The sequence below is a fragment of the Sphingomonas bacterium genome (assembly GCF_028292945.1).
Lineage (GTDB): Bacteria > Pseudomonadota > Alphaproteobacteria > Sphingomonadales > Sphingomonadaceae > Sphingomonas.
In genome coordinates this window covers 1-12,606 of sequence record NZ_JAQGLJ010000002.1, presented here as the reverse complement: position 1 = coordinate 12,606, position 12,606 = coordinate 1, and the positions used below count along the sequence as shown (strand labels likewise).

Annotated in this window: 13 protein-coding genes and 1 pseudogene; 4 read left to right on the top strand and 10 right to left on the bottom strand. The window is 69.9% G+C overall.

The window, feature by feature from the left end; all coding sequences use genetic code 11:
* The coding region (locus JWN21_RS00290; RefSeq protein ID WP_299645387.1) for a biotin/lipoyl-containing protein at nucleotides 1-1,396 on the top strand (1,396 nt) is incomplete at its 5' end.
* A gap of 56 nt (nucleotides 1,397-1,452) precedes the next feature.
* On the opposite strand, the gene JWN21_RS00285 is transcribed toward JWN21_RS00290, so the two are convergent.
* From JWN21_RS00285 to JWN21_RS00265, 5 genes are all read right to left on the bottom strand, one after another.
* On the bottom strand, nucleotides 1,453-2,076 hold the full coding sequence (locus JWN21_RS00285) for a nucleotidyltransferase family protein (RefSeq protein WP_299645386.1): 624 nt from the start codon (nucleotides 2,074-2,076) through the stop codon (nucleotides 1,453-1,455).
* Complete coding sequence (locus JWN21_RS00280; protein WP_299645385.1) at nucleotides 2,063-2,986, bottom strand: XdhC family protein; 924 nt, start codon at nucleotides 2,984-2,986, stop codon at nucleotides 2,063-2,065. Before JWN21_RS00280 ends, JWN21_RS00285 begins: the two co-directional genes overlap by 14 nt.
* A gap of 138 nt (nucleotides 2,987-3,124) precedes the next feature.
* Nucleotides 3,125-5,329, bottom strand: a complete 2,205-nt coding sequence (locus JWN21_RS00275; protein WP_299645384.1) for a xanthine dehydrogenase family protein molybdopterin-binding subunit — start codon at nucleotides 5,327-5,329, stop codon at nucleotides 3,125-3,127.
* The gene (locus tag JWN21_RS00270) at nucleotides 5,326-6,300 is read right to left on the bottom strand and encodes a xanthine dehydrogenase family protein subunit M (protein ID WP_299645383.1); all 975 of its coding nucleotides are present in this window, start codon (nucleotides 6,298-6,300) and stop codon (nucleotides 5,326-5,328) included. The genes JWN21_RS00275 and JWN21_RS00270 overlap by 4 nt, the downstream gene beginning before the upstream one ends.
* Nucleotides 6,297-6,785, bottom strand: a complete 489-nt coding sequence (locus JWN21_RS00265; protein ID WP_299645382.1) for a 2Fe-2S iron-sulfur cluster-binding protein — start codon at nucleotides 6,783-6,785, stop codon at nucleotides 6,297-6,299. The genes JWN21_RS00270 and JWN21_RS00265 overlap by 4 nt, the downstream gene beginning before the upstream one ends.
* A gap of 87 nt (nucleotides 6,786-6,872) precedes the next feature.
* Here JWN21_RS00265 and JWN21_RS00260 point away from each other — a divergent pair, with 87 nt between their 5' ends.
* Complete coding sequence (locus JWN21_RS00260; RefSeq protein ID WP_299645388.1) at nucleotides 6,873-7,847, top strand: glycerophosphodiester phosphodiesterase; 975 nt, start codon at nucleotides 6,873-6,875, stop codon at nucleotides 7,845-7,847.
* Nucleotides 7,847-8,125: a hypothetical protein gene (locus tag JWN21_RS00255; RefSeq protein ID WP_367182886.1), complete on the top strand. Its 279-nt coding sequence runs from the start codon at nucleotides 7,847-7,849 to the stop codon at nucleotides 8,123-8,125. Before JWN21_RS00260 ends, JWN21_RS00255 begins: the two co-directional genes overlap by 1 nt.
* A gap of 44 nt (nucleotides 8,126-8,169) precedes the next feature.
* On the opposite strand, the gene JWN21_RS00250 is transcribed toward JWN21_RS00255, so the two are convergent.
* Nucleotides 8,170-8,871 (bottom strand): alpha/beta fold hydrolase, encoded by a 702-nt coding sequence (locus JWN21_RS00250; protein WP_299645380.1) that lies wholly within the window; start codon nucleotides 8,869-8,871, stop codon nucleotides 8,170-8,172.
* Nucleotides 8,862-9,530 carry a TIGR02117 family protein gene (locus JWN21_RS00245; protein ID WP_299645379.1) on the bottom strand — a complete coding sequence of 223 codons (669 nt, stop codon included), beginning with the start codon at nucleotides 9,528-9,530 and terminating at the stop codon, nucleotides 8,862-8,864. The genes JWN21_RS00250 and JWN21_RS00245 overlap by 10 nt, the downstream gene beginning before the upstream one ends.
* A 25-nt stretch (nucleotides 9,531-9,555) precedes the next feature.
* Between JWN21_RS00245 and phhA the strand changes: the two genes are divergently transcribed.
* Entirely contained in the window at nucleotides 9,556-10,434 is an 879-nt protein-coding gene (gene phhA / locus JWN21_RS00240) for a phenylalanine 4-monooxygenase (protein ID WP_299645378.1), read from the top strand.
* 134 nt (nucleotides 10,435-10,568) lie between these two features.
* On the opposite strand, the gene JWN21_RS00235 is transcribed toward phhA, so the two are convergent.
* The 3 genes and pseudogenes from JWN21_RS00235 to JWN21_RS00225 all read right to left on the bottom strand — a co-directional run.
* Complete coding sequence (locus JWN21_RS00235; RefSeq protein ID WP_299645377.1) at nucleotides 10,569-11,522, bottom strand: 50S ribosomal protein L11 methyltransferase; 954 nt, start codon at nucleotides 11,520-11,522, stop codon at nucleotides 10,569-10,571.
* Nucleotides 11,512-12,207 carry an SDR family NAD(P)-dependent oxidoreductase gene (locus JWN21_RS00230; RefSeq protein ID WP_299645376.1) on the bottom strand — a complete coding sequence of 232 codons (696 nt, stop codon included), beginning with the start codon at nucleotides 12,205-12,207 and terminating at the stop codon, nucleotides 11,512-11,514. The genes JWN21_RS00235 and JWN21_RS00230 overlap by 11 nt, the downstream gene beginning before the upstream one ends.
* 16 nt (nucleotides 12,208-12,223) lie before the next feature.
* A pseudogene (locus JWN21_RS00225) lies at nucleotides 12,224-12,606 on the bottom strand (chemotaxis protein); the annotation flags it as partial.

The window sequence follows — 12,606 nt, the reverse complement described above, 5'->3', positions numbered from 1 at the left end:
GCGCCGCCACCAGAAGGTGGTGGAGGAGGCACCGTCGCCCTTCGTGACGCCGAAGATGCGCAAGGCGATGGGCGAACAGGCGGTCGCACTCGCCAAGGCGGTGGGGTACTATTCCGCAGGCACGGTGGAGCTGATCGTCTCCGGCGCGGACACCACCGGCGAGAGCTTCTACTTCCTTGAGATGAACACCCGGCTGCAGGTCGAGCATCCGGTGACGGAGGCGGTGACCGGGCTCGATCTGGTCGAACAGATGATCCGCGTCGCGGCGGGCGAGAAGCTGGCGTTCGGGCAGGACGACGTGACGCTGAACGGCTGGGCGGTGGAAAACCGGGTCTATGCGGAGGACCCGTATCGCGGGTTCCTGCCGAGCACCGGACGACTGGTGCGCTATCGGCCGCCGGCGGCGGAGGCGCGACAAGAGCCCTTGCTGAGAGGTGCCTCGACTGCGCTCGGCACGAACGGAGAGGGGGACGCCGAACCGCCGTTCGTCCCGAGCGAAGTCGAGGGACAACTGTCCGGCTACACCCGTGTCGACGACGGCGTCGTCGAGGGCGGCGAGGTGTCGATCTTCTACGACCCGATGATCGCCAAGCTGATCACCTGGGCACCGACCCGCGAGGCCGCGATCGACGCGCAGGTCGCGGCACTCGACCGGTTCGAGATCGCCGGCGTCGGCAACAACGTCGACTTCCTGTCCGCGCTGATGCAGCACCCGCGCTTTCGCGAGGGCGCGATCACGACGGGCTTCATCGCCGAGGAATATCCCGACGGCTTCACCGGCGCACCGGCGGCACCCGAACTGATCCGCACGCTCGCTGCCGTCGCGGCGTTCGCGGCCACCGCGCAGGCGGACCGGTCGCGGCGGGTCGACGGCCAGCTCGGCAAGCGCCTGCGCCCGCCCGCCGAGTGGGTCGTGCGTATTGGGGAGCGCGACCACCAGGTGCTGCTCGACCGCGACACGGTGCTGGTCGACGCCGAGCCGCTCGATTTGGCGATGGAATACACCCCCGGCGATCGGCTGGTTGAGGTGGAGGTCGCGGGCGAACCGCTCGCCATCCGCGTCGCGAAAACCCGCACCGGGTTGCGTCTTACCACCCGCGGCGCGAGTCACATGGCGCGCGTGCTGCCCGCGCACGTCGCGGCTTATGCGCACCACCTCCTTGAAAAAGTCCCGCCCGACCTCAGCCGCTTCCTCCTCGCCCCCATGCCCGGCCTGCTCGTCCGCCTCGCCGTAGCCGAGGGCGACAAGGTCGAAGCTGGTCAGCCGCTCGCCGTCGTCGAGGCGATGAAAATGGAGAACATCCTGCGCGCGGGCAAGACCGGACGCGTCAAGGCGGTCGAAGCGAAGCAGGGCGACAGCCTGGCCGTCGATCAGGTCATCCTGGAGCTGGAATAACCGCTCGGAGGGCGCGGCATTGTCCGGCGTGCCCCGGCGAACCACCCCGTGACCCGCTACTCCCGCGTCCGCCGCGCCGTCGCGCGCGTGATCGCCTCGGGCGAGTGGATCAGCTCGCGTAGGCGCTCCAGGTCCGCGGGGGTGTCGATGTCGATCAGCTCGGCGGGCGAGGTGATGACATGGCGACCGGCGCGGACCAGATCGCGCGCGCCGCTCGACCCTTTCAGCGACAGCAGGAAGTCGAACCGGTCGCGCCCGAACAGCGCCGGCGGTACCGGATGCGTGCCGTCGCTCGACGCGACCACGCTGTCCGGCCCGGTCGAGGCGTCGAACAGGCGAAAGACATGCGCGGCGGTGACGCGCGGCATGTCGGCGAGCGCAACCAGCACCGCGTCTGCGCCGCGTGCCTTCGCGGCGGCGACGCCGATCGCGACCGACGACGCCATGCCGTTGGTCGCGTCGGGATTGGGCACGACACGATAGCCATGCGCGCCGTAATCGATGCGGCAGCTGTCGACGACCGCGATCCGCTCCGCGAACGGCATGTCTTCCAGCGCGACCGCGACATGCAGCCCCAGCGCGCGGCCCAGAAACGGCTCGTCCAGCTTGTCCGCGTCGCCGAACCGGGTGGACTGGCCCGCCGCGAGTAGCACCAGCGTGGTGTTCTCAACCGCGATCATGCCAGGCTCCTATCATCGCGGCGGCGATCGACAGCGCGATCTCCGACGGCCCGATCGCGCCGATGTCGAGTCCGACGGGTGCATCGATGCGGTCGAGATCGCCTGGCGACACGCCCGCCGCCGCCAGTCGCTCGCGCCGCGCCGCGTGGCTCCTGCGGCTACCCAGCGCGCCCACATAGCCGGCCGGGCTCGCCAGCGCGGCGAGCAGCGCCGGGTCGTCGATCTTCGTGTCGTGCGACAGCGTCACCACTGCGGTCGCCGGGCCGGGGCGATAGGCGGCGATCGCCTCGTCGGGCCAGCGGTCGTCCAGCGTTACGCCGGGAAAGCGCTCCGCCGTCAGGAAGCGCGCGCGCGGATCGATCACCACCGTCTCTACCCCCAGCGTCGCGGCCAGCGCGCTCAGCGCCTGTGCGATCTGCACCGCGCCGACGATCAGCAACCGGCGCGGCGGGTCGTAGCGGTTGACGAACACCTCGCCCGTTTCCAGCGGGCGCTGGCTGCTTAGCCCCGATGAAAGGTCGGTGTGCACAATCAGCGATCCGCCCTCGCCACGCGCCTGCGCGATGCGGTCGAACAGCTCGGGATCGAACCCGTCCGCTGCTACCCGCTGCACCATCACCGCGATCTCGCCGCCGCACGGCAGGCCGACCTCCCACGCGTCGGTATCGGCGACGCCATAGCGTTTCACCTGAAACGGCGCGCCCGCGATCGCCTGCGCGGCCGTTTCCATGATGTCGTTCTCGACGCACCCGCCCGACACCGAGCCCTCGAACCGACCGTCGGCATGGACCAGCATGTGCGAGCCGCGCGGGCGCGGCGCGGAGCCCCAGGTGGAGACAACCGTGGCGAGCGCCATCGGCTCGCCTTTCCACGCCTGCGCGGCGGCGATCACGGAGTCGTTTTCGGCCATCAGCTCCTCCCCGGCACGGGGAGGGGGACCATGCCGCAGGCATGGTGGTGGGGCCTCTCCCCGAGTGTGACACCCGTGGCCAAGCCCCTCCACCACTCGGCTGCGCCGAGCGGTCCCCCTCCGCGCAGGCGGGGAGGATCAAACATCCGGCAGCCCGGCGAGCAGCTTGTCGGGCGTGATCGGCAGATCATACACCCTGACCCCGCACGCGTTGTACACCGCGTTCGCCACTGCCGCGCCCGCGCCCGATATGCCCAGCTCGCCGACACCCTTCGCGCCGACCGGATTGGCGTGCTCGTCCACCTCCTCGATGAACGACACCTCGATCGGCGGCACGTCGGCGGACGTGGCGACGTGGTATTCGCCGAAATCGGGTGTCACGAACTGGCCGGTGCGCACGTCGACCACCGCATGCTCGGTCAGCGCATAGGCGATGCCCCACACCATGCCGCCGACGATCTGGCTGCGCGCGGTCTTTTCGTTGAGCACGCGGCCGACGTCGAACACGCCGAGCATGCGGCGCACGCGCACCTCGCCGGTGATCGCGTTGACGGCCACCTCGGCGAACTGCGCGCCGTGGCTCGCCTGGCTGGTCCGCTTGCTCTGCGATCCCGGCCCGGTCTTGCCATGTGCCACGATAGCCTCGCCGCGCGTCAGCTCCGCCAGCGGCACCTCGCGCCCGCCGGCGCGGACGCAGCCGTCCTTCAGCTCCAGCTCGTCGGGCGCGGCGTTCATGCGTCGGCCAAGCTCGACCAGGATGTCCTCGCACGCCAGCACCACCGCCGACCCCGCGCTCCCCGCGCCGAACGACCCCCCCGACCCGGCGGACGGCGGCAGGTCGGTGTCGCCGAGCCGCACGTCGACGCGGTCGACGGGCAGCCCCAGCATCTCGCCCGCGACCTGCGCCAGGATCGTGTAGGTGCCGGTGCCGATATCGGTCATGTCGCATTCGACCGTCGCGCGGCCGTCCGCCGCCAGCCGCACGCGCGCTTCGGCGTTGACGGTGAAGTTGCCCCGCAGCGACGCCGCCATGCCGATCCCGATCAGCCAGTCGCCCTCGCGCACGGTGCCGGGCTTGGGCAGCGTCTCCGGCCAGCCGAACCGCGCCGCGCCCTGCGTATAGCAATCCAGCAGCCGCCGCGTGGAGAAGGGCTTGCCGCTCAGCGGATCGACCTCCGGCTCGTTGCGGCGGCGCAGCTCGATGGGGTCGAGGCCGAGCCGCTCCGCCAGCTCGTCAATCGCGCCTTCGACCGCGAACGTGCCGATCGCCTCGCCGGGCGCACGCACCGCGCCGGTGGCGGGCAGGTCGACACGGACCAGATCGGTGCGGAAATGCCGCACCGTGCCGCGATAGAGCGGCAACGTCCCGAACGGCACCGGCTCCAGGAACCCGGAGTCGTCGTTCTGCTGCGCGACGCTCTCATGCGCGATCGCATCGATCCGGCCGTCGGCGTCAGCGCCCAGCCTGATACGCTGCACCGTCGCCGAGCGGTGATGCACCAGCGCGGCCGACTGCGCGCGCGGCAGCGAGACGGACACCGGCCGCCCGATCCGCTCCGCCGCGATGGCCGCGAGGATCACCTCCGGGCCGACCCCGGTCTTGCCGCCAAAGCCGCCACCGACGAACGGGGCGAGCACGCGGACGCGATCCGCCCCGACGCCAAGCAGCTTGGCGATCGTCGTCCGCGCCGAACCGATCACCTGGTTGCTTGACCGCACGGTCAGCTTGTCGCCCTCCCACCACGCCAGCGTCGCGTGCGGCTCCAGCGCGGCGGGGAAGTGGACGGGCGTGGTGTAGGTCCGGTCGATCGTCACCGCACTTGCCGCCAGTGCCGCATCCAGGTCACCCTTGGCGATGGTCGGCAGGAACCCGGTCTTGTGGTCCGTCTGCGGCGTCTGCGCGCGCGCGTCGAAGCGGCCCGGCGTCTCCTCGACGTCGACGCGCACCAGCCGCGCCGCCTCGCGGGCGATCTCGACCGTCTCGGCGACGACGGCTGCTAGCGGCTGGCCGCGATGGAAGATGCGGTCAGACCCCTGCGCCGACAGCCGCTGCGCGTTCGACCCGCCCGCCGCCATGCGCCGGTCGCCGTGGATGACCGCGAGCACCCCCGGCAGCGCCTCGGCTGCGGCCGCGTCGATCTCCGTCACCCGCCCGCTGCCCACCGGCGCGCCGACGATCGCCATGTAGGCGGTGTTCGCGGGCGCGCCCTCGACCGCATAGCGCGCCGCGCCGGTCACCTTGGCGGGGCCGTCGATGCGGTCGAGCGGCTTGCCCAGCACGCCCTGCGTCGCGCGATCGAGCGCACCGGGACGGTAGGGCGCGTCCATCATCAATTCGCTCATGTCGTCACCTCGCGCAGCGTCGCGATCAGCACCCGGCGCGCGAGCGGGATCTTGAAGTCGTTGTCGCCCGCGCCCCGCGCCTCGGCCAGCAGCACATCCGCCGCCCGCGCGAACAGCGCGTCCGACGGCGCTTCGCCGATCAGCACCGCCTCCAGCGCAGGATCGCGCCACGGCACCGTACCCAGCCCGCCGAATGCCAGCGCGGCGTGCGTGATGCGACCGCTCTCCACCGCCACCACCGCCGCGACGGAGACCAGCGCGAAGGCATAGGAGGCACGATCGCGGACCTTGCGATAGGCCTGCCGTGCGCCGGCAGGGGGAGGAGGCAGGTCGATCGCGGTGATCAACTCGCCCGGTTGCAGCACCGTCTCGATGTGCGGCGTGTCGCCGGGCAGACGGTAGAAATGCTCCAGTGGCACGCCGAAGTCCGAGCTTGCCGTAACCCGAACGGTCGCATCCAACGCGCGCATCGCAACCGCCATGTCGCTCGGGTGCGTGGCAATGCAATGCGCGGACCCGCCCAGCACTGCGTGGATGCGCGTGTAGCCGCCCAGCGCCGCGCAGCCGCTGCCGGGCTCGCGCTTGTTGCAGGGCGCGGTGGTGTCGTAGAAATAATAGCACCGCGTGCGTTGCAGCAGATTGCCCGCCGCGGTCGCCTTGTTGCGCAGCTGCCCCGACGCGCCGGCCAGCAGCGCGCGCGCCAGCACCGGGTAGCGCGCGACGACCAGCGGGTGCGCGGCGAGGTCGCTGTTGGGCACCAGCGCGCCGATCCGCAGCGCGCCGTCGGCCAGCTCATCGACGCACGCCAGATCGAGCCGACTGATGTCCACCAGCGTCGCCGGCGTCTCGATCTGCAGCTTCATCAGGTCGATCAGGTTGGTCCCGCCGGCGATGAACTTCGCGCCGTCCGCAGCCCCGGCGCGCACCGCCACTTCGGTCGTGTCCGCGCGCACGTAATCGAACGACCTCACGCAGCCACCTCTGCGATCGCATCGACAATGTTCGGATAGGCCGCGCACCGGCACAGATTGCCGCTCATCCGCTCGGCGATTTCCTCGCGGGTCAGGGTCGGCGCGGTCAGGTCGCCGGACGCATGGCTGGCCCAGCCCTTCGCCGCCTCGTCCAGCATGCCGACGGCCGAACAGATCTGCCCGGGCGTGCAATAGCCGCACTGATAGCCGTCATGCGCGACGAACGCGGTCTGCAGCGGGTGCAGGGCGTCCGCCGACCCAATCCCCTCGATCGTCACGATCGCATCGTCCTGATGCATCACTGCCAGGCACAGGCAGCTGTTCACCCGTCGCCCCTCGATCAGTACCGTGCAGGCGCCGCACTGGCCGTGGTTGCAGCCGATCTTGGTGCCCGTCAGCCCCAGATGATTGCGCAGCAGGTCGGCAAGCGTCGTGCGGACATCCGGGTCGGCGGTTCGACGTTCGCCGTTGATCGTCCACTGCATGTCGCTATCCTTGTCGCCGTGGTCCGCCGGAGCCTCCGCTATGTCGTGTTGCTTTCCCTGGCGGTCAATGCCGGCCTGTGCGCGACCATGACGACGCCTGCCGAAAAGCCGATCGTCATCGCCCATCGTGGCGCCAGCGGCGAGCGCCCCGAGCACACGCTTGCCGCCTACCAGCTGGCGATCGATCAGGGCGCCGACTTCATCGAACCCGATCTGGTGCCGACCAGAGACGACGTGCTCGTCGCGCGCCACGAGAACGAGATCGGCGGCACCACCGACGTCGCTACGCATCCCGAGTTCGCCGCCCGGCGCGTCACCAAGACGATCGATGGCGAGCAGGTCACCGGCTGGTTCACCGAGGATTTCACGTTCGCGGAACTCCGCACCTTGCGCGCGCGCGAGCGACTGCCGGCGCTGCGACCCGGCAATACCGCCTATGACGGTCGGTTCACGATCCCGACGCTCGCCGAGATCATCGCGCTCGCCAAACGCCGCTCGGCGGAGACGGGGCGCACGATCGGCATCTATCCCGAGACCAAGCACCCGACCTATTTCGCCGGCATCGACCACCCCACCGATGCGCCCCTGGTGGCGGAACTGCGCGCGGCCGGCTGGGACCATGCCGATGCGCCGGTGTTCATCCAGTCGTTCGAGGTCGCCAACCTGCGGCGACTCAAGACGATGACGCGCGTCCGCCTGATCCAGCTGCTTGGCGCAAGCGGCGGTCCCGCCGATGCCGCGCATCCCAGCTATGCCGCGATGACCACGCCCGCCGGGCTGAAGGAGGTGGCTCGCTACGCCGATGGCATCGGCCCGGACAAGGCGATGCTGTGGGCAAGCGGGATGCCCTCGGCGCTGGTCGCCGACGCGCATCGCGCGGGGCTGAAAGTTCACCCCTGGACCTTCCGTGCCGAAGACCCGTTCCTGCCACCGGCATTGCGCGGCCGGCCTGGGCGTACCGGGATGCGCGCCGACATCCGCGCCGCGCTCGATCAGAATATCGACGGACTTTTCACCGACTTTCCGCTAGATGGCGTCCAGGTCCGCGACGGAGTCCCATGATGCGCATCCTTCTGCTTCTCCCGCTGCTGGCGACCGCCGGCTGCGTCAGCACCGCCGCCGCGATCGTCAAGGCGCCATTCCAGGTCGCCGGCAAGGCGGTCGACATGGCCACGACCAGCCAGTCCGAAGCGGACCGCAACTACGGCAAGAAGATGCGCCAGGCCGAGGAACGCGAAGGCAAGGAACGCCGCGACTGGGCCAGACGCTGCGACGGCAACCCCGAACGCGAAGGCTGCGACCAGTATCGCGGCTTCGTCGCAGCCGACGTGGCGCGTTAGCCAACGCGGTCCTTGGAGCCTTCGAGTCCCGCGCGCCATCCGGCTCAAGGACCGGGTGGCGACGATGCCAATACGCCCGCCACCGCCAGCAACACCTGCGGTTTTAGCTGCACGCCCAGATGCCCGCTCCGGACCTCCAGCGCCTTCCCCGATTCATCGCGGCAGATTGCACCCGCGACCAGCCCGTCCGACCGGCTCCATATGGCGGTCGCGGGCACCGGCAGCGGCTGCGCAATCGCTTCGCTGCGCGCGATCACCGCGGGGTCGTCCAGCCGCTCCCCCGTAACCCACTCGAACGCGCGCCAAACATTGGTGGCCTTGCCAGAGCCGGCGAAAGGCGAGCTGATCGTGATGACTGCGGCAACGAGATCGGGCCGGCGATGCGCGACCAGCCGCGCCATGACCCCGCCCAGGCTGACGCCGATCAGCGTAACCGGTCCTGCGTTCGCATACAGCCGCTCGACGACCGCGATCAGGCGCTCGCCCTCGATCCCGACGGTACGGGCGCCCAGATTGCGTCCTAGCTCCCAACCTTGCACGCGATAACCGAGCCCACGCAGAAAACCACGCAGCACGAAGTTGGAGCGGTCGCTGTTGAACAGTCCGGGCAGCAGCATCACCGCACGCCCATCACCACGCGCCGCACCGCGCAGTGCGGCCCGATGCCGCCACCACGTCGCGACAGTCCATACCGCCCGCGGCAACTCGGCTGCCCAGAGCAGCTTGGACGGAGGTCTCAGAACCACCACATCACCGTCACAGGGAACGGCGTCCACCAGCCCACCCGGACGCCAGCCGCTGCCAACGCAGCGCCAGTCCAACTGTTGCAGGTCCTGAAGGCGCTGTACTTGCCAGTGCCGTCATAGAACGCATCGTACGGGCCGTATCCGCGATGGTGTTTCGCGCCCGGTGCGACGCTTGCCGCGATCACCCTGGCAAGACGCCGATACTGCTCCTCCGTCACCACCACCCGCCGCGCGTCACCCGTCGGCCGCGGGCGCGGCACATGGTCGACATGCACCAGCGTCCGCGCGCTGCCGAACGCCGCCGCCAGCACGGTGGCGGGCTTCACCTCGGCCCAGGTCGGCGTTTCGAGGTAGAACGCCCGCTCGCCCCAGCCGAACGACAGGTGATCGTACAGCGCATAACGCGGGTCGGTGAGGTGCTCGGGCCGCGCCAGCGATCGCCAGTCCACGCCCGCTGCGACCTTGGGCACGACGATCCCGGTGTGGACGCCGTTCGACTCGACCCAGATCTCGATGCCGCGTTCGGGCGCGCGCCAGGCCCGGTTGACCGGCACCGCGCCGCCGATCAGTCCCGCCGCGCCATAGCCGAGCAGCAGCACGACCAGGGCGAGCAGGGCGCGGCGGGCAACCAGGAGCACAGGTCGGAGGTTTGCTTTCATTGAACGCCACGATAGGGGACAAAAGATGGCTGCGGAAACCCACGTACTCGACCGCCCTCCTGAGGGTGCCGCCGCCGACTGGACGATCCCGCAAGGCTGGGACAGCTACACGCCGGAGGAGCACGCCACCTGGGACACGCTCTTCGCGCGCCAGACGAAGCTGCTGCCGGGTCGCGCATCCGACGCCTATCTGAAGGGCTTGCAGGCGCTGCGGTTGTCCGAAGCCGGCATCCCCAACTTCGAGGACCTGTCCGAACGGCTGACGAAGCTGACCGGGTGGAGCGTCGTCGCGGTCCCCGGTCTGGTGCCCGACGAGGTATTCTTCGACCACATGGCCAACCGCCGCTTCGTCGCGGGCAACTTCATTCGCCGGCCCGACCAGCTCGATTACCTGCAGGAACCCGACGTCTTCCACGACGTGTTCGGTCATGTGCCGATGCTCGCCGATCCGGTGTTCGCGGACTATCTGGAGGCGTACGGTCGCGGCGGCGTGCGCGCGATGCAGCATGATGCGCTCAAATATCTGGGTCGTCTCTACTGGTACACGGTCGAGTTCGGCCTGATCGCCGAGCCCGATGGGCTACGGATCTATGGCTCGGGCATCGCGTCCAGTTACGCCGAGTCGCAGTTCGCGCTCGACGATCCCTCGCCGCACCGGCTCGCCTTCGACATGAAGCGGGTGATGCAGACCGAGTACCGGATCGACGATTTCCAGCAGAACTACTTCGTCATCCCCAGCTTCGACGAACTGCTGCGCCAGACCGTCGAGACCGACTTCGCGCCGCTTTACGAGGAGCTGAAGCGGCAGCCGGACGTGCCCGTTGCGACAATCCTGCCCGGCGACACAGTCATTGCTCGCGGCACCCAGGAATATGCGAGGTCGAAGGCTTTCACGAGCCTATAGTGCTCCGCAGCCCTCGGCGCGTGGGTGCCGACCGTAGAGCCAATCGCCTTCCCCGGCGGAAGCCGGGGAGGTGTTCGAACAGACGAGCGAATTGCAACATCGATTTGCCGCGTGGGCGACCACGGGCTGTTCGGTTATAAATCCAGCGCCCACCCGTCGCGCCCCCTCGGATCAGGCGGCGCGGCGGGCACGAACCGGACCGGCCCCGCCGTCAGCCGTAGGATGGTCCAATCGCCGCGCCGGTCGGCCTCGACCAGCGAGCAACCGCAGCCGGCATAGGCGGCGACCACCTCGTCCACCTGCGTGTCCAGCAATCCCGCCAGCACGATAGCGGCACCCGGCGCGGCGATGGCGGCAAGCTCGGGCGCCATCGACACCAGCGGCCCGGCGAGCACGTTGGCGATCAGAAGGTCATATGGCGCGCGCGCGGTGATCGCCTCGCTGAGAGCGCCGTCAGCGACGATCAGCGCGATTTCGTCCGTGCCCGAGCCGGCGCGGATACCGTTGGCGGCCGCATTGTCTCGCGCCACCTCGATTGCCGCCGGATCGATATCGGTCGCGGTGACCTCCGCGCCTATCCAGAGGTCCATGGCGGCGAAGGCGAGCAGGCCGGTTCCTGTCCCGACGTCGATGATCTTCCCCAGCCTCCTGCCGGTCGCCGCCAGCCGCTCAAGCATCAACAGGCACCCGTTGGTCGTCTCGTGATGTCCGGTGCCAAAGGCGCGACCCGCCTCGATCAAGAAGGCACGCCCCCCCTTCGGGGCCTCGACCGCATGGGCGGAGGTGTGGACGGCGAACCGCTGCGTAACGATCGGCTCCAGCCCCGCCTGCGAGAGCGTCACCCAATCCTCGTCGCCCAACCGCTCGATCCGCGGTTCGGCGTCGCCCGCGCTCGGCGCCAGCGTGCGCAAGGCGGCGAGCAGGCTCTCATCGGGTTCCCGCTCCACATAGGCATCGAGCCGCCACCGCTCGCGGTCGTCGGCCACCTCTTCCGTCGTCATCAACACCGCGTCGGCGAGCGTTTCCGCGTCGATCGCCTCGGCTTCATCGCGCGTGCAGGGCAGGGTGACCTTCCAGCTACCTGACATAGCTGGCGCCGTTTATATCCAGCACCGCGCCCGTCATCGACGCTGGCGCGTCGAGCGCGCAGAACCGCACCACCTCCGCGACCTCGGCCGGCTCGGCGACGCGCCCGAGCGGGATGTCCGCGAGCAGCTTGTCGCCGCCACGGCTGGACAGATAATCCTCCGCCATCCCGGTCATCGTGAAGCCCGGGCACACCGCGAACGCCAGCACGCCGTCGCGCGCATAGGCCCGCGCGATCGTCTTGGTCATCGCCACCATCCCCGCCTTGGAGGCGGCGTAATGCCAGTGCGCGGGCGAGTCGCCGCGATGCGCCGCGCGGCTGGCGACGTTGACGAGACGGCCCCCCCCGGTCGTTTGCCAGTGCAGCACCGCCAGCCGGCTCAGTTCGGCCGAAGCGGTCAGGTTGACGCGCATCGTGCGCTCCCACCCGGCGACCCAGGCGTCGTGGTCCGCATCAAGCGGGTTTGCCTCGAATACGCCGGCGTTGTTGATCAGCACGTCGATGCGCCCACCCGCCTGTTCCAGGGCGCGCGTCCACAGGTCGCGCGGCGCGGCGGGATCGGCGAGATCGGCGGCGACGCCGGAGCGCGTGCCATGCCCGATGACGGTCGCGCCGGCAGCGGCGAGCACGTCCGCGCACGCAGCGCCGATGCCGCGGCTGGAGCCGGTGAGGAGAATGGTGGTCATGGACCGGCCATACGCCTTAGCCCACTTTGGACAAGAACCCCTCCGCCGCGCCTTTGAGCTGCCCCAGCTCGTCGTCCACGCCCCCGAACCCGCGCCCCAGCTCGTCGATCTCGCTGGCGACGGCTTCGGTGTCCTCGCGGATGGCGGCGATGGTGCAGGACATGGAGTCGGCTGCCAGCGCCGTCTCGTCGACGGCGGCGGTGATGGCAGTGACGGTCTGGGCCTGCGCTTCCATCGCAAAGCGGATGCGCTCGGCGGATTCCTGCACCTCCGACACGGTCGCCTTGATCGACGCGCTGGTGTCGACCGTCGAGCGCGTCGCGGACTGGATCGCGGCGATCTTGGCGGCGATGTCGTCGGTCGCGCGCGCGGTCTGCGATGCCAGCGACTTCACCTCCT

What these genes read in the sequence shown, in the direction of transcription:
- JWN21_RS00285 (WP_299645386.1), bottom strand. Translation starts at nt 2,076, where the DNA reads ATGATCGCGGTTGAGAACACCACGCTGGTGCTACTCGCGGCGGGCCAG.
- JWN21_RS00280 (WP_299645385.1), bottom strand. Translation starts at nt 2,986, where the DNA reads ATGGCCGAAAACGACTCCGTGATCGCCGCCGCGCAGGCGTGGAAAGGC.
- JWN21_RS00235 (WP_299645377.1), bottom strand. Translation starts at nt 11,522, where the DNA reads ATGTCAGGTAGCTGGAAGGTCACCCTGCCCTGCACGCGCGATGAAGCC.
- JWN21_RS00245 (WP_299645379.1), bottom strand. Translation starts at nt 9,530, where the DNA reads ATGAAAGCAAACCTCCGACCTGTGCTCCTGGTTGCCCGCCGCGCCCTG.
- JWN21_RS00265 (WP_299645382.1), bottom strand. Translation starts at nt 6,785, where the DNA reads ATGCAGTGGACGATCAACGGCGAACGTCGAACCGCCGACCCGGATGTC.
- JWN21_RS00230 (WP_299645376.1), bottom strand. Translation starts at nt 12,207, where the DNA reads ATGACCACCATTCTCCTCACCGGCTCCAGCCGCGGCATCGGCGCTGCG.
- phhA (WP_299645378.1), top strand. Translation starts at nt 9,556, where the DNA reads ATGGCTGCGGAAACCCACGTACTCGACCGCCCTCCTGAGGGTGCCGCC.
- JWN21_RS00260 (WP_299645388.1), top strand. Translation starts at nt 6,873, where the DNA reads ATGACGACGCCTGCCGAAAAGCCGATCGTCATCGCCCATCGTGGCGCC.
- JWN21_RS00275 (WP_299645384.1), bottom strand. Translation starts at nt 5,329, where the DNA reads ATGAGCGAATTGATGATGGACGCGCCCTACCGTCCCGGTGCGCTCGAT.
- JWN21_RS00255 (WP_367182886.1), top strand. Translation starts at nt 7,847, where the DNA reads ATGCGCATCCTTCTGCTTCTCCCGCTGCTGGCGACCGCCGGCTGCGTC.